Below are 24,662 nucleotides of genomic sequence, written 5' to 3'. Positions count from 1 at the left end.
CTCCTTGTTATTCGTATGACAAATCATTACGTGCTAAATCTTGATACGCTTCTCTCTGAATCACTAGCTTATCTTCCCCATTTTCAACAAATACAACAGCTGCTTTTGGGAAACGGTTGTAGTGATTAGACATGGAATACCCATATGCACCAGTACTAAAAACCGCTAAAAAGTCACCATGTTCAATTGAGGGAACATCTAAGTCCCATATTAACATATCTCCAGACTCACAGCATTTACCAGCAATAGAAACTTTTTCAGTTAATGGATGGTCTGCTTTATTAGCAATCAATGCATCATACTTAGCCTGATAAAGAGCTGGCCTAATATTATCTGTCATACCACCATCAACAGAAACATAGTTCCGAATTCCAGGAATTTCTTTTTTTGAACCTAAGCTGTAAAGAGTTATTCCTGTATTTCCTACAATAGAACGCCCAGGTTCTATCCATATCTCAGGAAAAGGCATTTGGTAGTGATCCGTTTGTTTTTTTACTTCTTTTACGAGTGCTTCAACATAATTTTCTAGTGGTAACGGATCATCTTCATCAGTATAACGTATTCCAAATCCACCACCAAGATTTAACACTTCTGATGTGAAGTGATATTTTTGACTCCACTCACTTAATTTTTGAAATAATCGTTGAACAGCCATGACAAACCCATCTGTTTCAAAGATTTGTGAGCCAATATGACAGTGTAATCCTTTGACATTGATTGAGTCGATTTCATTTAATATTGTAAATGCCTGTTCTGCTTGCCCATTTGATAAATCAAATCCAAATTTAGAGTCTTCATTTCCAGTTAAAATGTAATCATGAGTATGTGCCTCAATTCCAGGAGTAACTCGAATTAATACATTTACTGTTGTTTGGTTTTTTTCAAGAATTTCTCTCAGCAATTCGATTTCAAAGAAATTATCAATAACAATGCAACCAATATCATGCTGAACAGCCATTTCCAATTCTTGATAGCTCTTATTGTTTCCGTGCATGTGGATTTTTTCTACAGGAAATTCTGCTTGAAGAGCTGTGTATAATTCTCCTTGAGAAACAACATCAAGACTTAAATTTTCTTGCTTAGCAACTTGCAACATAGCAACGGAAGCAAAGGCCTTACTAGCATATGCGACTTGTGCTTTTACTCGTAGGCTCTCAAATGTTTTTATAAAAGCCTGAGCATTTTTTCGTATCGCTGTGACATCATACACAAATAGAGGCGTACCATATTTTTCTGCTAAGTAAGTAGTATCTACTCCATCTATCATTAAATGACCTTGTTCGTTTAACTTATAAGGATGGTTCATTTGTTACACCTCCAAAGGATAGGACACACTGTATAAGAACAAATCAAAATCCCTTATCACCACTAGCTATTATTAGTTAAAAATAATAGAAATGGTGTGGACAAGGGATAATAGTAATGTTGCCATCTTTTTTAACTTTTTTTAAAAAACACAGTGTTTATAGATAGAATTAATTTAACACATCAGTACAAATGGTTCAACTCTTAAATTTCGGTTGACGATAATTATTTTTAGGATGTACGATGCTCGGCCTATCTTTTGTCATAGGGACAGAAATACGAAATATAATCTGCATTAAAGCCTTCGCATTAAATGGCAGAAAAGGCCACAAATATGGTGTATTTAACGACCTGATACAAGACAAACCAATAATGTATATAGTAGCCCCTATCACAAAACCCTTTAAGCCAAATATACCAGTAACAATTAGCAGAAAAACCCTAGCCATCTTGTTGGCAATACTAAGTTCATAACTTGGAGTCGCAAACGAACCGATTGCAGCAATTGCTACATATAGAATTACTTCCGCGCTGAACAAACCAACATCAATAGCTATTTGACCTATTAATACTGCTGCTATTAGACCCATAGCAGTTGATAGCGGAGTTGGTGTATGAATAGCAGCCATCCTCAAAAATTCTATCCCTATATCAGCTGCTATTAATTGAAATACAATTGGAATGTTGCCTAATTCATTGGGACCGATAAATTGAAGAGGTTCAGGTAATAAATTTGGTTCTTGAACCAATAATAACCAAAATGGCAATAAAAAAATTGATGCAAAAATACCAATAAACCTTACCCACCTAATAAAAGTACCAACAGTTGGCGACTGCCTGTATTCTTCGGCATGTTGAACGTGATGAAAGTATGTAGTTGGGGTAATAATCATGCTTGGTGATGTATCTACCATAATTAGTACATGACCCTCAAACAGATGGTTAGAAGCCACATCTGGTCTTTCCGTATATCTTACGAGTGGAAAGGGATTAAACCTTTGTTTAACCAAATATTCCTCAATGGTTTTATCAGCCATGGAGATGCCATCAATTTCGATTGCTTTGATTTCTTTTTTTATAAGGTCAACTAATCCATCATCAGCAATATCTTTAATATAAGAAATACATACATCAGTCTTTGATCGTTCACCTACTTGGATAATTTCATGACGCAAACGTTCATCTCTAACACGCCTCCGAGTTAACGCAGTGTTTTGGATAATATTCTCAGTATAGCCATCCCGAGCACCACGAACTACTTTTTCAGTATCCGGCTCTTTAGGGGAACGACCAGGATAACTTCGAACGTCAACTATCAAAGCTTCATCTTCTCCATCGATAAAAATAACAATTAATCCAGATAAAAGCTGATCGACTACATCGTCCATTGATTTTGCTTTTGTCACCTGTTGATGAACTAGGCGATTTTCTATAATCTCTGGTACTTTTCTTATGTTTCGTTCATTATCATTTATTTCTACAAGTTTTTTTATTAACTCAACAATTATTGCGGTTTCGCAAAGTCCAGTTAAATAGTATAAATGAGTTGTCTTCTTTAGTATGGTTAAGTTTCTAAAACCAACATCAAAAGAAGTCCCAACTCCCACGTTATCCTCCATAAACCTTTCTACTTCTTTTATTCTAGGTGGGATAGTTTTTTTTTGTTTATCTTTATTCATTGCTTCCACCTCTCTCAATAATTATTTCAATTGCTTTTTTAGTGATTGGTGATCCTTTTTTTATGTCATCTTTTCCGTACATTTTACCTATATCCCCAATGGCAATTACTATTGGTAAGTTCAACTGATCTAATAAATATACTGTGTCACCGTTTATTCTGTCGGTATCAGGTACAAGAATACCTTCTTTATCTACTGCATTTGGAATTAATTCCCCATTATTATCAATAGCAAATGTAAAACGTGACCATTCCATATTTTTCGTATGAGCTGCCACAGCTACAGCACCGATAATTTCTGTAAAAGGATCGTTTGCCAACGCCAATAGGACTTTCTCACCAGCTCCTACACCTTGAATTCCAGCATCATCTATTAGTACATACACTGGATCTGCATTAGCTTGATGGACTGCTTTTATTACTTCTTCTGGAGTCACATGCGTTGGATTGTCAGATAAATAAGCTAAGCAGGTACCACCGATATCCTTTGATAAAAATTCAATGGTTTTCTTCGCATATTCATCTCCATCAGTGATAATGATTACTTTTTTCTTATTTTGTTTCATCATGACTGTCCTTTCATACCAAAGAAATCAATGGTTAAAACGTTATAATATGATTATTCTTTTCATTTAACAAAAATAATCCACTGAAATAAAGAGCCAAATACTTTCCCGAAAACTAATGCCATTAATAGCCAAAGCAAATGATATTCAAGCCCTACCCTTTTGGCCAATAGCGGAAAAACGTTTAATACTTCTGTGAGAGCGGCTGCTAGCATGCCTATAAAAACGCCATGAAAAGCTCCCCAGATTATAATTGCTATTGTCGAAATATTAAAGGATACCCCGCTAAAAGAGAGAAAAATACCAAAGAATGCACCAATAATTACTCCGGATACATAAGTTCTCATAAATTGCTCAGTCTTACTTAATTGAATTAATCTTGGGATAATTCCTAAAACAGTTAAAAACGCCACAAATCCAGTGCCAACTATGAGGCCAGAAGCAAAACCGATAAATACTTGAATTAAGTTAGTTAGTATCATTGTTTTGTTCAGTCAATGTATTTTGATAGTAAGAAGCATAGCTATCAAGATCTTGCTGGTACTTAAACATTTCGATTTCAAGAGGACTTGGCTCCTCGTTAAATCTCTTTTTAAATAGATGATTAAAAAATAAAATCATTCCAACACCTAAACCGAGTGAGTAAGGAACTTGTATCCATAGTGGATACTCAGTTTTTTCTCCTGTCATAAGAAAGTGAAGCTTTTGTTGGACTTCTTGCATACTTACATCGTAATGGAAATTCATTATTGCCATAGAAGCTCCTATAAATAATAATAACCAAATCAAAATTACTAATATTAAGGAAGGTGTTTTAGTTGTCTTTTTTATATTTATAATAGATTGAGTTGGGCCAATAAGCTGGATTTCAATTTTGGGGAATAATTGGATTAATTGTTGTACAACGGTAAAACCTTCAATAACTGAAATAGTTTTGTCTGAATCAGTTATTTCATATATAAAAGTTTTTCCTATTTGATTAATGGTGGCTGAATCCCCAGTAATATAAGCAATGTCATTAAGGTGGATTATGTCGTTACCCTTAATTTCAATGTTTTTTTTCAGTCTTAAATAAATAATTCCTCCCATTATAAAATTTCCTCCTTTTTCGGAAATTCGTTTGCTTAGTATGGGTAGGAATCATCCTAATCATTCATTTTGGTTTAACTTTGTTATTCTTAAGAAAATAAAACCTTGACCTTTGAAAATAGGAAACAAGATATAGTTGGATACTATGACTGTAATTTGCTTTCTACCTTCTCTTTTATGGGATGACATACACCGTTTCGGCAGAATACTTCGCTTTCCGTGGGCACGACCTCAGCCTCCTCAGAAGTAAAAGAACGCTTCTTCCGGGGTCTTCGGAACACGCTGTTCCCACAGGAGTCTACGTATTCTGCCTTCACTAGTAGTAGTGTTCTGATTATAGAAGAATAAAACCCATGGTCGCTAAGTTTCATGGAATATATCTAACTGAAAATGAGTGTTTATCCGAAGCTTAGAGAGGTTATCTGTTCAAGTGAGATTTTACACCAATAAACCTTTAGTTAATGAAATTAACTCTCTCTAAGAATAGTGGTTGTATTTTTGAAAAGTCTTTATTTATCTCTTACGTAGTATAATGTTGTGTTTAATAACTTCAATATCACAACAGCTGTTTACTCTTATATTATGGTTGATTGGAGCGCAGGGCAGTCGACTCCTGCGGGAAAAGCGACGGCTGAAAATCCCTCAGGACAAGAAAACACTTCGAAAGCGGTACATCGCACGCAGAAAAAGTGTTTTCCTTTTTCAAGGAAGTGGTATTCTTCCGAGGAAGTTGAAGCGTTGCCCGCGGAAAGCGACTGCCCGGAGCGCAAATCGCAGCCGATTAAGGAAAAGTGAAAAAATTATCAAAAAGTTATGACGCAATCTATAGATATTGTGTCAGAGCATCAAACTTTATAATACAGCCAAATTAAAAAGAAGAGTTGTCATATGACAACTCTTCTAAATACCAATCTGCTCTTTTATATATTGGAGAATACGCTTTTCTAATCGAGAAACTTGAACTTGAGAAATACCTAAGCGTTCGGCAACCTCAGACTGTGTTTTATCTTTATAGTATCTTAAATATACAATCAATCGTTCTCTTTCTTCTAGTTCTCTAATTGCTTCTTCAAGAGCAATTTTGTCAAACCAGTTCGTATCTTGATCAGCAATCTGATCAAGTAGTGTAATTGGATCGCCATCATTCTCATAAACGGTTTCATGAATGGAATGTGGTAATCTGGCAGCCTCTTGAGCATGGACTATTTCTTCCGGTGATAACTCAAGAGCTAAGGCTAATTCATTAATTGTTGGTGTTCTACCCATATCCTTTGTTAACTCATCTTTTTTCTTCCTAATTCTGTTTCCAATTTCTTTTAAGGACCTACTTACTTTTACACTACCATCATCTCGAATGAAACGCTGAATCTCGCCAATAATCATAGGAACTGCATAAGTAGAAAACCGAACATCGTATGAAAGATCGAACTTATCAATTGACTTTAACAACCCTATACACCCGATCTGAAATAAATCATCAGGGTCGTAACCTCGATTGATAAAACGTTGAACAACTGACCAAACAAGACGAACATTTTTTTCTACAAGAAGGTCTCGTGCAGATTGATCACCTTTTTGACTTAAGAGTATATAATTCTTTACTTGAACATCAGTCAGTTGCTTGTCTTTTTGTGATTTTTTCAGTTCTATTTCCATAGGCATCCCCTTAGTTGCATAAGGTTTTACTTTTCTTAAATTGTTTTATTAATTTAATTGTCGTACCTTGATCGGGGTTTGAGATAATCTCTACTTTATCCATGAAATTTTCCATTATTGTGAAACCCATGCCAGATCTTTCTAATTCTGGTTTTGATGTAAATAGCGGCTGAATAGCTTCATCGATATTATCAATTCCAACACCATCATCTTGAATGATTAATTCAACTTCATCATCATTAAGAGTGCATGATATTAAAATTTTCTTATCATGTTGATCGTTATACCCATGAATAATTGCATTTGTTACAGCTTCAGAAACAACGGTTTTAATTTCTGTTAGCTCGTCCATAGTTGGATCTAACTGAGATACAAAAGCAGCCACAGTTACTCGAGCAAATGATTCATTAGAACTTATACTAGAAAACTCTACAGTCATTGTGTTGCTCATGAGGCCACCCCCAAACTTATCAGGGCAAATTTTTCACTTTCTTCTAATCGGATAATCTTGAATAAACCTGACATATCAAATAAACGCTTTACAGCAGGTGAAATTGAACAGACCACCATTTCCCCTCCCAATTGCATGACTTCTTTATACCTACCTAAAATAACTCCCAAACCGGAGCTATCCATGAACGATAGTTGTTCGAGGTTAAGAATCACATGCTTCACTTTTTTCTCTCTTAACGCTGTTTGCCATTGATTTTTTAAGTTTTCTGCTGTGTGGTGGTCTAATTCACCTGAAAGACGAACTAACAATACATTTTCTTTCGTTGTTAATTTAACAGTAAGACTCACTACTGATTCCTCCTAACATATTTCCTGTAGTAAATCTTTTTCTGTATCCAACGATCAAATACCTTCTTGTCGACAAAAGAAGTGTTTATTCGAACAAAGATTATCCTTTTATTCCTTTTTCACCAATTCATCCATAGAACGTTTAAATAACTTCCAGAAACCAGCTTTATCGACATCGTTATTAACAACTAATGATGTTTCTGAAAGAATTTTACCATCTAATGTGACTTCAAGTTTACCAACTATGTCTCCTTTTTCTAAAGGAAGTTCAATATTACTATTTATTTTTACAGTAGTCTCCACGCCATCTAGTTTTTCACCTTTCTCATGGACAACTGATACAGATTCCTCCGTCACAATATCAACGTTATCTTTGTCTGCTTTGATCAACTTAAGTTGAGAAACAGGCTGGTTACCTTTAAATAACAATTTTGTTTCAAAGTGATTAAACGCATAGTCAAGCATTTTTGTTACATCACCATTTCTTTTTTTAGGGGATTCGGCACCCATAACAACTGCTATAGTCCGCATATCATTTTTTTTCGCAGTCGCTGTTAAACAATATTTTGCTTCCGAAGTAAATCCAGTTTTTAGTCCATCTACACCTTCGTAAAATTTGACTAGCTTATTAGTATTTACCAACCAAAATTCATCCTCTGTATCTTTACGTAGGTAATCATCATAGATACTAGTATATTCAGTTATTTCCTCGTGTTTTAATAGTTCCTTTGCCATAAGCCCCATATCATAGGCAGTACTATAATGATTCTCTGCAGGTAGTCCTGTGGTGTTTTGGAATTTTGAGTTTTCGAGACCAAGCATTTTTGCTTTTTCATTCATCATAGTGACAAAAGCCTCTTCACTTCCTGCAATTCTTTCAGCTAAAGCAACACTTGCATCATTGCCAGACGCTACAGCTACTCCTTTTAATAAGTCTTTTACAACCATTTCTTCACCAGCTTCTAGAAAAATCTGGGATCCTCCCATTGAAGCTGCATACTCACTTATTCTTACTGTTTCATCTAGTTTAATTTTGCCTTCGTCCAGTGCTTCCATTATTAATATTAAAGTCATTATTTTAGTCATGCTTGCTGGTGGTAATTTTTCATGAGCGTTTTTTTCATACAATATTTTTCCGGTATCACGCTCAAGTAATAATGCAGATTTAGAGTTTTCTGCTAGATTTAGCTTATCTGTTGTATTACCTTGTTGATTATTTTCTTCTTTAGAGTCCTCCTCCGCATGTATTGGTAAGGCTCCTATAGCAAATAGAATCGTAAATATCGTTAACAATGTTAAAAAATACTTTTTCATAGCAATACCTCCAAATCATTTATTATTCATATATTTTCCATTAAATGAATTTTTATACTATCTTAGAAGATCATTTCAATGATAATATGTTTAATTTTTCTTGTTAGAAAACTTTAAAGCGTACTAGATAAGAAAATTTTCTATAAAAAACCAACTAATTTAGTTTTAAAGAACAAAAAAATAACCCGAAAATTCGAGTTATTTTCAAAAAAATATTAAAGTTCCTTGCTATTTCCGAGAAATTACTGCATAAGATGTGAATTTAATTTAAATTATTTTATGACTTTATATATTAATTTATTTTCACCTTTATTAGTAGATTCGATTTTATAGGCGTCTAACACCTTTTGAGTTGAGTCGCTTGTTGATTCTTGGTCACTATGGAGAATAACCAAAGTTTCACCGTTTTTAACCTGATCCCCAATTTTTTTCTTTAAAGTGATACCAACTCCGTGATTAATTTGATCATCCTTAGTTGATCTACCAGCTCCTAAATACATAGCAGCTACTCCAATAGACTCTGCATCTATTCCAGTTACATAACCGTCTTGTTCAGCTTTAACTTCAAGGTGATATTTTGAAGATGGAAGCATGAATAGATCATCTATCATATTGATATTACCACCCTGCGCTTGCACAAATCGACGAAATGCCTCAAATGCTTTGCCGTTTTCAAGATTTTCTTCTAAGGTGTGATACGCTTGTTCATATGTTTCAAATACCTCAGCTAATACGGTCATGTGAGATGCAAGTTCTAATGACAAACTTCGTAAATCATTAACTTTTTTTCCTTGCAATACTTCTACTGCTTCCTTAACTTCATTGGCATTTCCTACTTCATAACCGAGCGGTTGATTCATATCACTTATAACTGCTACAGTATTGCGACCTAAATTATTACCGATCGTAACCATTGCTTTTGCCAATGCTTCGGATTCGGAAAGAGTTTTCATGAACGCACCTGTTCCGGTTTTTACATCCAGTACAATGCTATCGGCACCTGAAGCCAGCTTTTTACTCATTATAGATCCGGCAATTAATGGGATTGAATCTACTGTTCCTGTCACATCTCTTAACGAATATAATTTTTTATCCGCTGGAGCAAGATTTCCTGTTTGACCAGCAACGGCGAGTTTATTTTCATTTACATTTTTAATAAATTGTTCCTTTGTCATCTCAATTTTAAATCCCTCGATAGATTCTAATTTATCAAGAGTACCTCCTGTGTGGCCCAATCCCCTACCAGACATCTTTGCAACAGGGACTCCTACGGACGCTACAAGTGGGCCAACGATGAATGTTGTTTTATCTCCTACCCCACCTGTTGAATGCTTGTCTACTTTATGGCCTTTAATTGGGGACAAATCAATCGTATCTCCGGACTCTACCATCGCTTTTGTCAAGGCTGCGGTTTCCTGTTCAGACATACCTTTAAAATAAATAGCCATCAATAGTGAAGATGCTTGATAGTCCGGTATCGTTTCATTTGTGTATCCTTCAATAAAGAACTGAATTTCTTCCTCTGTTAGTTCCTTACCATTACGTTTATTTATAATGATGTCAACCATTCTCATTTTATATCACCTTTATTTTTTAGAGTCTCAAACAGGAAGTGTTTGGATTATCTTTTTAATAAATTTCAAAAAGTCTTCCCGAACTTTTGCGGTTGTTTCTATTACTTCATCGTGTGATAAGGGTTGGTCTAGGATACCTGCTGCCATATTAGATATACATGAAACTCCTAATACACGAAGCTTGGCATGCTTAGCTACAATTACTTCTGGAACTGTAGACATACCGACAGCATCGCCTCCAATAGTCCTTAACATTCTAATTTCTGCTCCAGTTTCATAGGAAGGCCCTGTATTACCCACATATACTCCCTCTTGAATTTTAATATCTAATTCCTTAGCACACTGTTTTGCATGATTAACTAGCTCTCTATTATATGCCTGTGACATGTCAGGAAAACGCACGCCTAATTGTTCGTCATTCAATCCGATTAATGGGTTTGTTCCCATGTTATTAATATGGTCATTAATAATCATTAGATCGCCAGGGTTAAAAGACTCATTAATCCCTCCAGCAGCATTAGTTACTACTAAGGTATCTATTCCTAATTGTTTCATTACCCGAATCGGAAATGTCACTTGATCCATCGTATATCCTTCATAAAAGTGAAAACGTCCCTGCATGGCAATCACTTGACACCCTTCTAAATCTCCAGCAACCAATTGCCCCTTATGACCCTCAACTGTTGACACTGGAAAATGAGGAATATCCTTATAAGAAATTGTAATAGGATTATTAATTTGATCAGCCAATACACCAAGACCTGAACCAAGAATTAGCCCCAACGTAGGGCCATCATTTAACTTTTTTTCAATAAATGAAGCTGCTTGCTTAACCTCCATGTTTTTCATCACACATTCCTCCCTATTTTATATCCTTCAAAAAACTGGTTCCATACTCTGGCATTTTACTTTTGAAGTTTTCTGCAATAGTTGCACCTATATCAGCAAAAGTTTTTCTAATTGGTAGTTCATTCCCCGTTTTAATACCTGTGTGATATACAAGAAGAGGTACGTATTCTCTTGTATGATCTGTTCCTTGGGCTGTTGGATCATTGCCGTGGTCTGCCGTAAAAATGAGCAGGTCGTCTTCGCCTATTTTACTTAATATCTCGGGGACACGAGTGTCAAAAAACTCTAAGGCTTCTCCATACCCTTGTGGATCTCTTCGGTGGCCGTATTTAGCATCAAAATCAACTAAATTTAAAAAGTTCAATCCTTTAAATTTCATATCCATCGATTGAATCATTTTTTCTAAGCCATCTTCGTTGCTCTCAGTACGTATAGATTTTGTAACACCCTCACCATCATAAATATCCGAGATTTTACCTAAGGCAATAACATCATATCCATCATCTTTTAATTCATTCATCACCGTTCTACCAAAAGGCTTTAAGGCATAATCATGTCGGTTGGACGTCCGTTCGAACTCACCAGGCTTACCAATAAACGGACGAGCAATTACTCGACCTACCATGTATTTTTCATCTAGTGTTAATTTTCGAGCAATTTCACAAATTTTGTATTGCTCCTCGATTGGTACAATTTCTTCGTGAGCTGCAATTTGCAATACAGAATCTGCTGATGTATAAACAATTAATGATCCAGTTTTGATATGCTCTTCCCCGAGTTCTTCCAGTATCTCAGTTCCTGACGCCGGTTTATTCCCAATAATGGATCGACCGGTTTTTTGTTCTAATTCATTGATTAGTTCATCCGGAAATCCATCAGGAAAAGTGCGGAATGGATGTTCGATATGTAGTCCCATAATCTCCCAATGCCCTGTCATTGTGTCCTTGCCGTTTGATGCCTCTGCCATCTTAGTATAATGGGCCTGTGGTTGGCTTGCTTTTTCTATACCCTTAATCTCTTTAATATTACTTAAACCCATTTTTCCTAGATTAGGCATATCTAACCCTTTCATATGTTCAGCAATATGTCCAAGTGTATCTGCACCTAAATCATTAAATTTATCAGCATCTGGCGCCTCACCAATACCGACAGAATCTAAAACAATTAAAAATATGCGTTCAAAGCTTTTCACTTGTATTCCTCCTTTACGTTTACTTTCCCTAATTGAACCGGGATTATGCCTTTAATTAGGATGAGTATATTGAGAAATTAGAAGAATGCTACGCTCTAGGATGATAGGACTTATAGATGTCTTTTAATCTAGCTTTTGTTACATGTGTGTAGATTTGAGTAGTAGATATATCAGCATGTCCTAACATTTCTTGCACAGACCGCAAATCAGCACCATTCTCTAACAGGTGGGTAGCGAATGAATGTCGTAAAGTATGTGGCGTAATTTCTTTAGTTATCCCGGCTTCACGAGAAATCCCTTTTAGAATTTTCCAAAAACCTTGTCTTGACAATTTATTTCCATGATGATTTAAAAAAAGAAAATCACTATTTTTCTTTTTTAATAAGCTATCTCTACTAAATGACAAATAAGATTCTACCGATTCTTTGGCCAAATCGCCTAAGGGCACAATCCTTTCTTTAGAACCTTTTCCAAAACACCTAACAAACCCCATCGTTAAGTGAAGATCACTTACTTTTAAAGACATCAATTCTGATACGCGCAAACCAGATGCATATAACATTTCTAACATTGCCTTGTTACGAATACTTAGTGGGTCCTTTACATGTATAGTTAAGAGTGTTTCAACTTCATCAGCAGATAATACCTTTGGTAATTTTCTGTCTTTTTTGGGTGTCTCAATATGTAAACTTGGATCATTAGTTAAATGATATTCACGGACTAAAAATTGGTGGAATAAACGAAGAGATGACAACGTCCTAGCAATAGTTGCTGAGGATTTTCCTTGGTCCTTTAGTTGATAAAGATATTGCATGACATGATTTCTAACTACGGTATCCCATTTTTCAATTTTATACGTAGAAACTAAATATTTGTTATAAGTAACTAAATCACGCTTATAAGACTCCAATGTGTTTTTGGATAGTCCTCTTTCTACCCTTAAATAATGAAGAAAGTCGTTTAACATATCCTGCATCGTATATTACTCCCCTAGTCGAAAAAATATGGATAATCGATCAATAACATCTTGTTGGTTATAATTAAAAACCTTTACTGCTTTACCTTCTGGTTGGTCATAACGATGATATTCTTGATATTCAGCATGCATAGCCTGCAACCCAAAGTAAAAGAGAAGTGTACATGCTGTAAATATAATAAATATTTTTATTGTTTCCTTAATTAATGTGTACATTGGTTTCATGAACATATCTCCTCTTCATAATACAAAGTCTCAAAGTATTGATAGAGTACTTTTTATTAATTTCAAGACTATAGAATAGAATTAGTTTTACTATCCTAGCTAGTACAAAGATATGCCAAAAAACCATCAAAATATACGTAGTTGACCTAAAGATATCGAACTTTTTTGTGTATGTAAATGTTTGTGCTAAATTTTTGCTATTCGATATATCTATTATATACTAAAAACAAAAAAAGCCTTTTTAAAAAGGCTTTTAGTACAAACTATGTTGTTGGAACAACTTCTATCTGACATTGTTTACAGACACCGTGGAAAGTGAGCCGATGATCCTTTACTTGAAAACCCCAATCGTCTTGCACAATTTTCTCTACATCATCTAGTAAGTCTTCAACAATTTCTTCAACTGAACCACATTCCATACAAACAAGATGGTGGTGGAAGTGAGCTGCACCCTCTTTTCGAAGGTCATACCTTGATACACCATCACCGAAATTTATTTTATCAACAATCTTTAATTCTGATAACAATTCCAGAGTTCGGTAAACTGTAGCAAGACCAATTTCTGGTGCTTTTTCTTTTACGAGGAGGTATACATCCTCTGCACTTAAATGATCCTCTTCACGTTCTAACAAAACCCGTACGGTAGCTTCCCGTTGTGGAGTTAGTTTATAACTTTGTGAATGTAATTGTTTTTTTATTCGATCAATTCGATGCTCCATGTCTGAAACCTCCCTCATAATCCCAATTTCATTATAAGCAGACATCAAACAGGTGTCAATTACAATCATTATAATTAATATATAATAATAAATAGTTAATAATAATTACTATTAACTATAAATCCAACGAATAACTACTTGCATCGCTTCATTAGAAATAAACGACTCTATGATTGCGGCTAAACTACCTATCACCAGTAGGGTTAGATACAGAGATGTGTATCTTAAGAATGGTTGTAAAATAGGTTGTTGTAATCTTCGAGTAAAGAGCTTTCTTAATAACGTTAAAGAAAAAATCATCGCTAAACTTCCAGCAACCAAATAAATAGGAATGATTAAAAAATTCTGAGGTGCGATCGAAGCAGCAGCAAAGATAAGCCCCTGCCACCCCATCTGATTTACAAAAAATCCTACTGAAAAACCTATTACCAATCCTTTTACAAAAAGAAGAATCCAGATAATTGGTAAACCAATTATAGATAGCCCTAGAATAAACAAAAGAAGCAAATATTTAAGATGATAAAACAAACTACTTCTTAGCATTTCCTGTTTATCAACAACTGGTCCCTCTAAAAGTTGACCAAAAAAACGATCTAAATAAAAAAATAAATCCTGTTTTTGAATAAAGTTCATGCTATTTACAATTACTGCTCCAAAAATAACACCTATTAAAAAAAGTACTAACATGAAAAAGTAAATAACGGCATGATTACTAAAATGCTCGGCTATTAATGTTCTTTTTTTATACATGAGTTTCCCCCGCTTTTCTACCAAAATAATACGTTTAGTAAAATCTATGAGAAACTCATATAAAATAGACCAAAAAGAGTTAATTCTACTAGAGTAGCTTTCCGTATCTACCTCCCCCACCTATTTGAAAACGAAGCTCCCCCGCTCTCATCTTTATAATAATATTTGTTATCTTAGGACCAGCAACCTTATCCAACTCATGTTCAGGTACCTTATGAATAATCTTCATCTCAGTCCCAAAATAATTTAGTAGTTTTTCGAAAGTTTTAGGTCCTAATGATGGTATGTATTCTAGTGGTACTTGGTATATATATGGAGGCCGCTCCCTTTGCAAGGGATTAAAATTATCTCTCAATTCTGAAATTCTATCAGCTACTCCTTTCGTTACTTTAACTGAACCACATATTTCACATCTATCCTCGCCTTTGTTGGGATTTAAGCACTTTCTACATACCGAATTGTGATATTTTCCTAATAAGGGATTCATCCCGTAATTGCTTTTAATCTCCCTGGCATGTATTTGGTGTAACGCCCAAGATAGCTCTTTGAAGGTAGGTTCTTTCATCCTAATCTCCTGATATTCACGAGCAATCTTAGCCAATGAGTGTGCGTCAGAGTTTGTGACAAAGGTATAATTATGAAGTTCGCTTATCTGATCTGCCATTATTGTATCCGAACTTAAACCTAATTCGATAGCATCAATTTGTGTTTCATCAAAAACTTCAGTTAGCGATTGGTTAACCCCTTTTCCGTAGAGGCTTTTATAGGGTGTAAAGACATGGGCTGGAATAAATAGACCATTTAATTCTTTTACCTTCACTTGTAGTTCTTTTCCTGTACCATAATATCGTTGGGAGCTTAAATTTATATTTTTCATTTTTGTTGATAGCCATTTAGAAAATTTTTTCATTGATGAAAGATTTGGCATATAGCATAAGACATGGATAGGTCCACGGCATGTTTGATCATATACTTCAATTTCAGATCCTAGAATTAAGGTTACATTTTCGAATTGAATACCACCATCAGTTAACTCTGTAGCACTGCCACTAACAATAAGTTCTTCGATTTCCATTAACACAGCAGGTGCGTGGCTATCAATAACTCCTACAATGTCAATACCCTTATTGCGACTTGACTCTTGTAATATGTTGGTCAAAGTAAGAGCTTTTGAACCAGTAATCTTTACAGGTTTATTAAACATGTCCCTTCCAATATGGACATGAAGATCCGCGAAATATGACGATAGAATCAAATTAAATCATTCCTTCAGATTTTAAATAAAGAACTGCATAAGCCGTTTTTGCATCATGAATCCGTTGCGTCTTTACTAGTTGCTCCGCTTCTTCCAATGAAAGTTCCATTAATTCAACAAATTCATCTTCATCTAGTCCTTTTGCTTGTTCGAGTTTTTTTAGATCATTGGTTATGTACAAATATATTAATTCGTCTGCAAAACCCGGAGATGTATAAAATGAAGTTAAAAGTCTCATGTTGTCAGTTGTATAGCCAGTTTCTTCTTCTAGCTCACGTAAAGCAGTCAACTCCGGTTGCTCTCCCTTTTCTAACTTTCCCGCTGGTATCTCAACCAAACTTTTTTCCAAAGGCTTTCTATACTGTTCTACAAATAAAATTTTATTATCAGCTGTAATCGCAATCACTGCTACAGCCCCAGGATGAGTAATTAGTTCTCGCTTAGATGTTTTTCCGTCTGGTAAAGTAACACTATCAACTTTCAAATTGATAATTCTTCCATTAAAAATGACTTCCGAGTGGAATGTTTTTTCTTCGAATTTTTTCATAGACGATAATCTCCTTTTAAAACAATATAAGTCATTTTAACATAGTTTAACATTCACTTTAGTTGTGTTTGATATGTATTGTTCCTACAATGTAATAAATAGTGTTTAACTGAAAGGATGATTAAATATGAAGAAAAATCAGATTGGCAAATCCGATCTTTACGTATCTGAATTGGGACTTGGGTGTATGTCATTAGGTACAAGTGAAAGTAAAGCGAAAACTATTATTGATCACGCTCTTGATTCTGGAATTAATTACTTAGATACAGCAGATTTATATGATCAAGGTCAGAACGAAACCATTGTCGGGAAGGCAATTAGAGGCAAAAGAGACCAAATCGTACTAGCAACAAAAGTAGGTAATCACTTGAAGGATGATGGAAGTTGGTTTTGGGATCCTTCTAAGGCTTATATAAAAAAACAAGTAAAAGACAGTCTAAGCAGACTACAGACTGACTATATTGATCTCTACCAGCTTCATGGTGGTACAATTAATGATCCGATTGATGAAACAATTGAAGCATTTGAAGAGTTGAGGCAGGAAGGTCTCATCCGTTATTACGGAATTTCATCAATTCGACCAAATGTGATTAAAGAATATGTAAAGAAGTCCAATATTGTAAATGTGATGATGCAATACAGTATGTTTGATCGAAGACCTGAGGAAAGTATGTTAGATTTTTTAAATGAAAATGATATAAGTGTAGTAGCTAGAGGTCCAGTTGCGAAGGGGATGCTAAGTGACTATGCATCGGAAAAAGTACAAGGAAAAGGAAAAGATGGATATTTAGAATATTCCTATGACCGATTGCTCTCAATGATCGAACAGTTAAATACTCTTTCTAACGAAAAAGCAATGACTGAATTAGCTTTACAGTATGTTCTTTACCATCCTGCTGTTGCAAGTGCAGTTGCTGGGGCAAGTTCGGTAGAACAATTAGATAACAATTTAATTCTCAAAGAAGCACCCGCTTTAACTCAAGAAATGTACCAACAATTAAAGGAAATAACCTACCCAATCAAATATGATAAGCACAGATAACGATATTTCTTATTTCTGGAGTTAATAGAACTATGATGTGATGGAGGCGGATAAAGTGAGAGAGGATATTATCCTTTTTGAAGATTTTAGTAAAGCTGAATATGATCAAAAATTAGAATGGTTCGAGCAACCCAAAGAGTGGCGAATTGATTCTACTAAATCGGAACTAGTAATTGAATCTGAAAAAGAAACAGACTTTTGGCAAAATACACACTATGGTTTTCAAGCTGATAATGGCCATTTTCTACATTGCAAACTAACAGGAGATTTCACAATCACTACTAAAGTAACAGCTAATCCAATTAATCGATATGATCAATCTGGACTTATGGTTCGATTTTCAAAAGATAGTTGGATCAAATCTTCAGTTGAACATATACCAGATGGCAATGACAAACTTGGTGCAGTAGTAACTAACTATGGTTACTCAGATTGGTCAACCCAAGAAATAGAAAATAAAGATAATACACATTTTTTCAGAATAACAAAAGTAGACCATGACTTCTATGTAGACTATTCAAGAGACGGATTAAACTGGAAACAAATTCGAATTGCTCACCTGTTTGAAGATCAGACAAATTCGATTGATGCAGGAATCTATGCCTGCAGTCCCCAAGGTAAAGGATATCAAGCTAATTTTGACTTTATTAAAATACAATCAATCAAGGATAAGGACTCATCAGTTTATTTATGATACCTTGCGAGGTATATTAACTAGGATTGAAATGAGGTCTAAATTTCTAATAAGAAATTTAGACCTCATTCTTCATTCAACATTGCTTATTTAAACTTACGCCAATCCATCTCACTATCTGATAGTAGTTCTTCAAAACTTTTATTGGCTTCCTTCCTTTTTTGCTCTGCTATTTTAACTTGTTTTTCTTTTTCTTTTTCTTTCTGTAATTTATCTTCCTCTTGTTTTCTTAATTCCTGTTTTTTTGTAGTTAGTTTTGCTAATAGTTCATCATTCAATCGATCTTTTAGTGTATTTGACTCTTGTTTCTTTTTACTCATACTACTTCCTCTTTCTGCAAATCAAATTCTGAAATGATAGGATTTAACATTCCCTCAGAACTAGATAATCGGAAGAAATTTTCTGTATAGTCAAGTTTCATTTCTTTAGCAAAGAACACTGCTTGTTGTTTATGGATAATTACCTGAAGTTTATTAGATTCTACCAGTTGATAAGAATCGTTTTTTGAAGTTGCAAATCGCACACTAGGCAATCCGCTCACACCGCAACCACAGCCTTCTGTGTCGTAATAAAGCCATAAATAGTTCTGATCAGACCCTTGCAATTCAATAACTCGTTCAAGAGCCTGTGGAGTAATAGATAATCGCAACTTACTCCCTCCTCTTTTAAAATGTGTACTCTTTTCAAATATTCTAGAATCTATGATAGTAGAAAATTGAAGTAGCTTCAATCTATTCGCTAACTAAAGCGACTACTACTTTTTCAAAAATTGTTTCCGTAGCAATTTTTCGACAATACTAGGAAAAAGTTGATAAAGTTTACTGCCAGCATCCATCCAGCGTGGAAGATTAATTTCTCTTTTATTAGTGAATAAATACTTAACTACCTGTTTAGCGACCTGATTTGGATTAATCATATACTTATCTACTGCCTTTTTGTATTTTCCTGTAGGATCTGCAACATCAAAAAAGTTGGTTCGAACCGGACCTAAATTTACAGTAGTAACAAATATCCCTTTATTTCGAAGTTCTAATCGAAGGGCATTGGAAAAACCAATAACAGCATGTTTAGAAGCACTATAGACTGCTGACTTGGGTGTGGACATCTTACCCGCTTGAGAACCAATGTTAACAATATGACCCTGTTTACGATCTAAAAAGTGTGGAAGGATTACCTGGACACCTTTAATGAGCGAAAGCACATTTAATTGAATCATCCGCTCAGTGTCTTCCCAGTTGGATTCCTCGAGTAAATTAAATATACCGACTCCAGCATTGTTGACTATTGCATCCACAGACTTATGGTCGAAAATAATATCAGCTAACACATTTTCCCAGGTATCCAGATTAGTTAAATCAGCGACGTAATAACTACAATTTATTGAGTAATTAACAGTTAACATTTGTTGAAGATCAATTAATTTGTCCACTGATCGTGCAACTAAAATTGGAAAACCACCTTTTGAAGCTATTTCCATTGCTATTTCTTTTCCAATACCGCTTGAAGCACCTGTGATTATAATATTTTTTCCAGTTACTTTTGACAATCTGATCACCTAATTCGTTTTTGAATAGAAAAGCTTCCCTTGTTCTATATATTTCACTATAAATCCCTTATCTTCTAAGTAATCCAGTTGCCCCATTGTTTCTGACATCGTTAATCCAAATTGCTGTTCAATGTGATTTGGAAAAAGGTTTTGACATAACATGAATGGTGTTAAATCATTACCTTTAAATAATCCAAAAGCTAGTCTTGCTCTTTGTTCCTGTTTCTCAAGACGCTTAGCGACTAACTCGGAAAAATTAGAAAAAATCGGTCCGTGCCCTGGATAAACCTCTCCAATCTGATAATCTAAACATTTTTGCAGTGAATTTCGATACTGCAGCAATGGTTTAGGCCGTTCTTGGTCAACTGATTCAGGTGGTTCAAGCAAAGGATTTGAAGAACTGTTTGATAACAGTAAATCTCCACCAATAAAAGCTCCATCCGTTTCTCGGTAAAACGCAAGGTGACTTTGAGCATGACCAGGTGTTTCAATCACTTTAAATTCTGGATGCCCCGGTAGTCTATCTCCATCCACCAATTCCTCTAGCAAATCTGATTCCCCCGCAAATTTTAAAGGAGATCTTAATGTTTTTAGAAACGATTGATAAGATTTTGGTGTACCACTTAACTGATATAATTCATAAAAGTATGCTTCATATCTCTTGAAAAATTCTTCATCACGGACTAACCACGGTCGATTCAGGCGATGCCCATATATGTTGTGAACATTTGGAAAATGCCCAACTAATCCAATATGGTCTGGATGATGATGTGTTAACACAATTTGTTCAATATCGGCTAATTTGTAACCGAGATCATCTAATTGTTTAGTTAATAAATTCAAAGCCTGTTCAGTTTTCACCCCCGCATCAACTAAGGTGAGACTTTCTCCTCTAATTAAGTACATATGTACATCACCTACAGGGAAAGGGGTAGGTACAGTTAATTTTAGTATAGCTTCTGATTGATTAGTCACTTAAATGCCTCCAAAAATGAATTGTGATTCATTCTTAGGCTATTGTACCTTTTTTCTGCTCATTTGTCTCTCTTCTTTTCGAGTAATCCATGAATCGCTGTCGCTAAAAGAGTAGGTAACTGTGAAAAGCTATAGTTCAATTCTAACCTCTCAGTCCATTGGTGTGGATCTTTTCCTCTTGGTCCTATATTAAGAATAGGCATAGTAATAGCTTTCATCACTTCTTCTGGAAGCTCAAATCCTTTATTTTGAATCGGTAGATTTGAAAGTAGAGCTGACAAGTTACTACTTGAACTGACGGGGCCTAGATAACTTAAATCAGATAAACCAGGAAAAAACTCAACTTCCTTAATTTCCATACTGAATTGATTGGTTGCTTCATTCTTCACCCGATTAACCACCCTTTTTATAGTTGGGTCATTGTGTGAAGAAACAGATGGATAAAATGGTGGGCTGTAAAACAAAATAATCATTGGTGCTAAATCTTTACATAACGAAGCTAAGTCTTGTACAAGCAATGTAGAGAAATCTCGATCTCCTTTATCACGGTTACTAATCAATAAGTTTTGTCGGCGCTCCACTTCATGCTGACCAAACCGTTCTACTGCCAAATGGTACAACTCATCGTACATAAATACTTGAACATCGATATCGGGTTTAATAAATTCATTTGCAAACTCTGAATACTTATTTACTTTTTCATTAAAGTGTTCTTTAATAGAAACACTTGCTTGTTTTGCTGCACGGAACAATTTCTCGTTAATCGTCTCAATTGATTGTTTTAGGTATAAAACGTTATACATTGCAACAGCAGTAGTTGGAGTTTGGACAGAATAGGCTTCTTTTAAATCTCTTTGCATGAGACTTACCGGCGGAGGCGTTACCTCATCGCCTACCTTTTCAACAAATGCTTCACTTAGCTCTAACTGTTGAGAAATAAAACTAATCATAAGATTGGCATTTAAACCTGCAAATGGTTCCCCAACGTGAGTTTCTTTTCCATAGCAAAAAAATCCAGGTAAGACCTTACCGATGGAGCCTGTGTATAAATAATTACTAGGATCACCCGGGTATTTACTAAACATAGGTTCTCCGTTTAAACAGGCACTGTAGTTTAGGTTATGTTGTTTCTTAAGTTTCTCTAATATCGGTAATGCCGTTATCATTCCAAGTGAATTAACCTCCTCATCTGGAACTGACAGCAATAATATATTGCCCTTAAATTCACCTGACATCGCTTTTTCTAACATTGAAAGATGTACAGATATGCCTGCTTTCATATCCATGGTTCCTCTGCCGAACAACCAATCCCCGTCTTCATTTTCTAAGTCTTTTTGCACTAGTGTCGGTAATTCATTTTTCATTTTATTCATCTCGGCAGTTAGTTCATTGGGATGAAATGCTAAGTTTCGTAACGATCCATAGTCTTCTATTCCAACTACATCGAAGTGGCTTAAAAGAATAACAGTATCTTCGTAATCGCTCTGCTTTACTAATGAAGTTAACAGTTGTCGTCCATCCTTAAGTGGATGTAGTTGCACATGACTTGGATTATGATGATAATATTCACGGTTAGATATTAAATAATATAGATATTCTGCTAATGCAATTTCTTCATCATCGCCTGTAATACTAGGGTATTTAACAAGCGAGCATAGTAAATCCGTTAATTGTTTTTTTGTTTGCCAAGTAGTTTTCATCATAATACCCCTCTTTCAAATTGACTTTTTTGGTATACTGTAGCATAGTATATCCTTGCAATGAACTTTATTGGTAAAAATTTCTTGATTTTCATATTGATTGTAAGATATAAAAACAATTACTACAGAGGTGATGCTACTTGAAAACAATCGTGTTTGCCCACCGTGGCGCTAGTAAACTAGCACCTGAAAACACAATGCCAGCTTTTGAGTTAGCCTATCAAATGGGTGCTGATGGTATTGAGACAGACGTTCAATTAACAAAGGATAAAGTACCTGTTTTAATCCACGATGAAAATGTGAGACGGACTACTAATGGTACAGGGTTTGTTCAAGATTATACCTTCGATCAATTACAAAAGCTAGATGCCGGCTCATGGTTTTCTACTCGCTTCGCAAATACCTCTATTGTATCACTTGAACAATTTTTGCAATGGGCACAAAACAAAAATTTGAGATTGAACATCGAATTAAAAAACAATATCATTGACTATAAAAACCTAGAAGAAAAAGTGTACTCGCTTCTTTCAAAGTATAATGTGATTGGTAATACCGTCATTTCAAGTTTCAGTCCAAATAGTATTAAGAAACTAAATAAAATTGACCAAAACCTTTCAACTGCATTTTTAACATCAACTAAAATCAAAGGGCTCGTAGATTATACAAAAAGTCTTGGGGCGTCAGCATTACATTTGAAATACCGATCGCTTACGAACTCTCTAGTAGAAGCTTGCCATAATAATGACCTAGACATTCGTATTTATACGGTTAACAGGCCAATCTCAATGATGCGTTGTTACAAATTAAAGTGTGACGCTATCTTTACAGATGTCCCACATACTGCTATAGAGTACTGGGAATTGTATAAACATAAACACACAAATAATAGATAAACAACTAGATATTAAATAATAATTTTTTGGATACTAAGTGAATAACACAGATACATAGAAAAAATGTAATTGAATTTTCTATTAGAATATTGTAGGCATTATTTTACTTTGATTTTTATAATGCTGAAATTTAGGAGGTAAATAATGAGACTGGTTTTTTTAGGTACCGGTGCTGGGGTTCCTTCCAAACAAAGAAATGTATCTGCCATCGCATTAGAGATGCTTCAAGAATTAGGCAGTATATGGCTGTTTGATTGTGGTGAAGCTACACAACATCAAATTTTACACACAAATATTCGACCAGGAAAAATAGAGAAAATCTTCATCACCCACTTACATGGAGACCATATTTATGGCCTACCTGGTTTTTTAAGTAGTCGTTCATTTCAAGGTGGAGTTTCTCCACTAACTATTTACGGACCTAAAGGTATTAAAGAGTTTATTGAGACTAGTTTAAGAGTTAGTGGTTCAAATCTAAGTTATCCTTTAATATTTGAAGAAGTATTTGAGGGGCTTATAGAAGATAATGATAGATATCAGGTAGTTGCTAAAAAATTAGATCATGGGGTAACAAGTTTTGGTTATCAGCTTATAGAGAAAGATAAGCCAGGGCAGTTACAACCCGAGAGATTAATAAAAGCAGGTATTAAACCCGGTCCAATTTTTCAGAAGATAAAAGAAAATAATACTGTTATCTTAGATAATGGGGATGTATTGCTTAGAGATAACTATATTGGCCCAAATAAACCAGGCAGAAAAATTACCATTCTTGGTGATACTAAATACATTCCCGAACATTCCCATTTCGTGAATAATTCCGATGTACTGGTACATGAAGCAACTTTCGCTGGTGATTCAGAAGAACTCGCCCAGAGGTACCACCACTCAACAACGATACAGGCGGCTATACTAGCAAGAGATAGTAGTGTAGGACGACTTATACTAACCCATATATCTTCTCGTTATCAGAAGGAACAGCAAGATGAATTATTATTCGAAGCGCGAAGCATCTTTAATAATACAGATGTCGCATACGATTTGTTTGAAATAGACATACCTGCTAAAGAATAAAAAAGTCAACCATGGTTGACTTTTTTTATTTACTTTGAAAACTGTTACTTAAAAGATTGTTTATGACAGAATATCTATAAACTCCGACGTAACTATCTGACTTCCTTACGGTCTTTATTGGGAATAGTGCTATTTCGCCGCTGCGGAAAAACACTCCCTTTCCATGGGGAACGCCTCAGCCTCCTCGCTCGTAAAGAACACTCACTGCGGGGTCTTCAGACTGTTCCTTTCCCATAGGAGTGTCG

General features: G+C 35.0%; 28 protein-coding genes. 5 read left to right on the top strand and 23 right to left on the bottom strand.

Annotation, left to right across the window (positions count from 1 at the left end; translation table 11 throughout):
* Positions 1-7: 7 nt before the first annotated feature.
* The 5 genes from lysA to GH741_RS06560 all read right to left on the bottom strand — a co-directional run bounded on the left by lysA (position 8) and on the right by GH741_RS06560 (position 4,638).
* Positions 8-1,306, bottom strand: a complete 1,299-nt coding sequence (gene lysA, locus GH741_RS06580) for a diaminopimelate decarboxylase (RefSeq protein WP_153736000.1) — start codon at positions 1,304-1,306, stop codon at positions 8-10.
* 196 nt (positions 1,307-1,502) lie between these two features.
* Positions 1,503-2,984, bottom strand: a complete 1,482-nt coding sequence (locus tag GH741_RS06575) for a spore germination protein (RefSeq protein WP_153735999.1) — start codon at positions 2,982-2,984, stop codon at positions 1,503-1,505.
* Entirely contained in the window at positions 2,977-3,552 is a 576-nt protein-coding gene (gene spoVAEA / locus GH741_RS06570) for a stage V sporulation protein SpoVABEA (RefSeq protein WP_240795431.1), read from the bottom strand. Before spoVAEA ends, GH741_RS06575 begins: the two co-directional genes overlap by 8 nt.
* Positions 3,553-3,611: 59 nt before the next feature.
* Positions 3,612-4,031, bottom strand: coding sequence for a stage V sporulation protein AB (locus GH741_RS06565; protein WP_153735997.1), 420 nt, complete (start codon positions 4,029-4,031; stop codon positions 3,612-3,614).
* Positions 4,018-4,638, bottom strand: coding sequence for a stage V sporulation protein AA (locus GH741_RS06560; RefSeq protein ID WP_153735996.1), 621 nt, complete (start codon positions 4,636-4,638; stop codon positions 4,018-4,020). The genes GH741_RS06565 and GH741_RS06560 overlap by 14 nt, the downstream gene beginning before the upstream one ends.
* A 586-nt stretch (positions 4,639-5,224) precedes the next feature.
* Here GH741_RS06560 and GH741_RS06555 point away from each other — a divergent pair.
* Positions 5,225-5,455, top strand: a complete 231-nt coding sequence (locus GH741_RS06555) for a hypothetical protein (protein WP_170287577.1) — start codon at positions 5,225-5,227, stop codon at positions 5,453-5,455.
* An 83-nt stretch (positions 5,456-5,538) separates the two neighbouring features.
* Here the strand turns inward: GH741_RS06555 and sigF are convergent, their stop codons facing one another.
* The 13 genes from sigF to GH741_RS06490 form a co-directional block, all read right to left on the bottom strand.
* The gene (gene sigF / locus GH741_RS06550) at positions 5,539-6,294 is read right to left on the bottom strand and encodes an RNA polymerase sporulation sigma factor SigF (protein WP_153735994.1); all 756 of its coding nucleotides are present in this window, start codon (positions 6,292-6,294) and stop codon (positions 5,539-5,541) included.
* Positions 6,295-6,304: 10 nt separating this feature from the next.
* Positions 6,305-6,745, bottom strand: coding sequence for an anti-sigma F factor (spoIIAB, locus tag GH741_RS06545; RefSeq protein ID WP_153735993.1), 441 nt, complete (start codon positions 6,743-6,745; stop codon positions 6,305-6,307).
* Positions 6,742-7,095, bottom strand: a complete 354-nt coding sequence (gene spoIIAA / locus GH741_RS06540) for an anti-sigma F factor antagonist (RefSeq protein WP_338079279.1) — start codon at positions 7,093-7,095, stop codon at positions 6,742-6,744. The genes spoIIAB and spoIIAA overlap by 4 nt, the downstream gene beginning before the upstream one ends.
* A gap of 108 nt (positions 7,096-7,203) precedes the next feature.
* Positions 7,204-8,409 (bottom strand): D-alanyl-D-alanine carboxypeptidase family protein, encoded by a 1,206-nt coding sequence (locus GH741_RS06535; RefSeq protein WP_153735992.1) that lies wholly within the window; start codon positions 8,407-8,409, stop codon positions 7,204-7,206.
* Positions 8,410-8,681: 272 nt separating this feature from the next.
* Positions 8,682-9,983: a pyrimidine-nucleoside phosphorylase gene (locus tag GH741_RS06530; protein WP_153735991.1), complete on the bottom strand. Its 1,302-nt coding sequence runs from the start codon at positions 9,981-9,983 to the stop codon at positions 8,682-8,684.
* Between the two features lie 27 nt (positions 9,984-10,010).
* On the bottom strand, positions 10,011-10,832 hold the full coding sequence (locus GH741_RS06525) for a purine-nucleoside phosphorylase (RefSeq protein WP_153735990.1): 822 nt from the start codon (positions 10,830-10,832) through the stop codon (positions 10,011-10,013).
* A 13-nt stretch (positions 10,833-10,845) separates the two neighbouring features.
* Entirely contained in the window at positions 10,846-12,024 is a 1,179-nt protein-coding gene (deoB, locus tag GH741_RS06520; RefSeq protein WP_338079278.1) for a phosphopentomutase, read from the bottom strand.
* A gap of 88 nt (positions 12,025-12,112) precedes the next feature.
* A complete protein-coding gene (gene xerD, locus GH741_RS06515; protein WP_153735989.1) occupies positions 12,113-13,000 on the bottom strand; it encodes a site-specific tyrosine recombinase XerD in 888 nt (295 codons plus the stop codon).
* Positions 13,001-13,006: 6 nt separating this feature from the next.
* Positions 13,007-13,225, bottom strand: coding sequence for a YqzK family protein (locus GH741_RS06510; RefSeq protein WP_338079277.1), 219 nt, complete (start codon positions 13,223-13,225; stop codon positions 13,007-13,009).
* 263 nt (positions 13,226-13,488) lie between these two features.
* Entirely contained in the window at positions 13,489-13,944 is a 456-nt protein-coding gene (gene fur / locus GH741_RS06505; protein ID WP_153735988.1) for a ferric iron uptake transcriptional regulator, read from the bottom strand.
* Between the two features lie 111 nt (positions 13,945-14,055).
* Positions 14,056-14,694, bottom strand: a complete 639-nt coding sequence (gene spoIIM / locus GH741_RS06500) for a stage II sporulation protein M (protein WP_153735987.1) — start codon at positions 14,692-14,694, stop codon at positions 14,056-14,058.
* Between the two features lie 88 nt (positions 14,695-14,782).
* Positions 14,783-15,898 carry an endonuclease Q family protein gene (locus GH741_RS06495; protein ID WP_153735986.1) on the bottom strand — a complete coding sequence of 372 codons (1,116 nt, stop codon included), beginning with the start codon at positions 15,896-15,898 and terminating at the stop codon, positions 14,783-14,785.
* 52 nt (positions 15,899-15,950) lie between these two features.
* Entirely contained in the window at positions 15,951-16,496 is a 546-nt protein-coding gene (locus GH741_RS06490; RefSeq protein WP_153735985.1) for an NUDIX hydrolase, read from the bottom strand.
* A 127-nt stretch (positions 16,497-16,623) separates the two neighbouring features.
* On the opposite strand from GH741_RS06490, the gene GH741_RS06485 reads away from it, so the two are divergent.
* Together GH741_RS06485 and GH741_RS06480 are read left to right on the top strand one after the other, a co-directional pair.
* Positions 16,624-17,538 carry an aldo/keto reductase gene (locus tag GH741_RS06485; protein WP_153735984.1) on the top strand — a complete coding sequence of 305 codons (915 nt, stop codon included), beginning with the start codon at positions 16,624-16,626 and terminating at the stop codon, positions 17,536-17,538.
* Between the two features lie 55 nt (positions 17,539-17,593).
* The gene (locus GH741_RS06480; protein ID WP_338079276.1) at positions 17,594-18,232 is read left to right on the top strand and encodes a DUF1349 domain-containing protein; all 639 of its coding nucleotides are present in this window, start codon (positions 17,594-17,596) and stop codon (positions 18,230-18,232) included.
* Between the two features lie 86 nt (positions 18,233-18,318).
* On the opposite strand, the gene GH741_RS06475 is transcribed toward GH741_RS06480, so the two are convergent.
* From GH741_RS06475 to GH741_RS06455, 5 genes are all read right to left on the bottom strand, one after another.
* On the bottom strand, positions 18,319-18,552 hold the full coding sequence (locus GH741_RS06475) for a YqkE family protein (protein ID WP_153735982.1): 234 nt from the start codon (positions 18,550-18,552) through the stop codon (positions 18,319-18,321).
* A complete protein-coding gene (locus GH741_RS06470; RefSeq protein WP_170287576.1) occupies positions 18,549-18,881 on the bottom strand; it encodes an iron-sulfur cluster biosynthesis family protein in 333 nt (110 codons plus the stop codon). The genes GH741_RS06475 and GH741_RS06470 overlap by 4 nt, the downstream gene beginning before the upstream one ends.
* Before the next feature lie 105 nt (positions 18,882-18,986).
* Positions 18,987-19,787, bottom strand: coding sequence for an SDR family NAD(P)-dependent oxidoreductase (locus tag GH741_RS06465; RefSeq protein WP_420809389.1), 801 nt, complete (start codon positions 19,785-19,787; stop codon positions 18,987-18,989).
* Positions 19,788-20,753: an MBL fold metallo-hydrolase gene (locus GH741_RS06460; RefSeq protein ID WP_338079274.1), complete on the bottom strand. Its 966-nt coding sequence runs from the start codon at positions 20,751-20,753 to the stop codon at positions 19,788-19,790. It lies immediately after the preceding gene.
* 59 nt (positions 20,754-20,812) lie between these two features.
* Entirely contained in the window at positions 20,813-22,453 is a 1,641-nt protein-coding gene (locus GH741_RS06455) for a M20/M25/M40 family metallo-hydrolase (protein WP_153735979.1), read from the bottom strand.
* A 140-nt stretch (positions 22,454-22,593) separates the two neighbouring features.
* On the opposite strand from GH741_RS06455, the gene GH741_RS06450 reads away from it, so the two are divergent.
* Together GH741_RS06450 and rnz are read left to right on the top strand one after the other, a co-directional pair.
* Positions 22,594-23,346: a glycerophosphodiester phosphodiesterase gene (locus tag GH741_RS06450; RefSeq protein ID WP_153735978.1), complete on the top strand. Its 753-nt coding sequence runs from the start codon at positions 22,594-22,596 to the stop codon at positions 23,344-23,346.
* 144 nt (positions 23,347-23,490) lie between these two features.
* Entirely contained in the window at positions 23,491-24,417 is a 927-nt protein-coding gene (gene rnz / locus GH741_RS06445; protein ID WP_153735977.1) for a ribonuclease Z, read from the top strand.
* Positions 24,418-24,662 lie beyond the last annotated feature (245 nt).

The sequence above is a fragment of the Aquibacillus halophilus genome (genome assembly GCF_009649745.1).
In the GTDB taxonomy this organism is placed as follows: Bacteria; Bacillota; Bacilli; order Bacillales; family Amphibacillaceae; genus Aquibacillus; species Aquibacillus halophilus.
The sequence above is the reverse complement of the archived record's forward strand: the minus strand, read 5'-3'. Positions and strand labels throughout refer to the sequence as shown.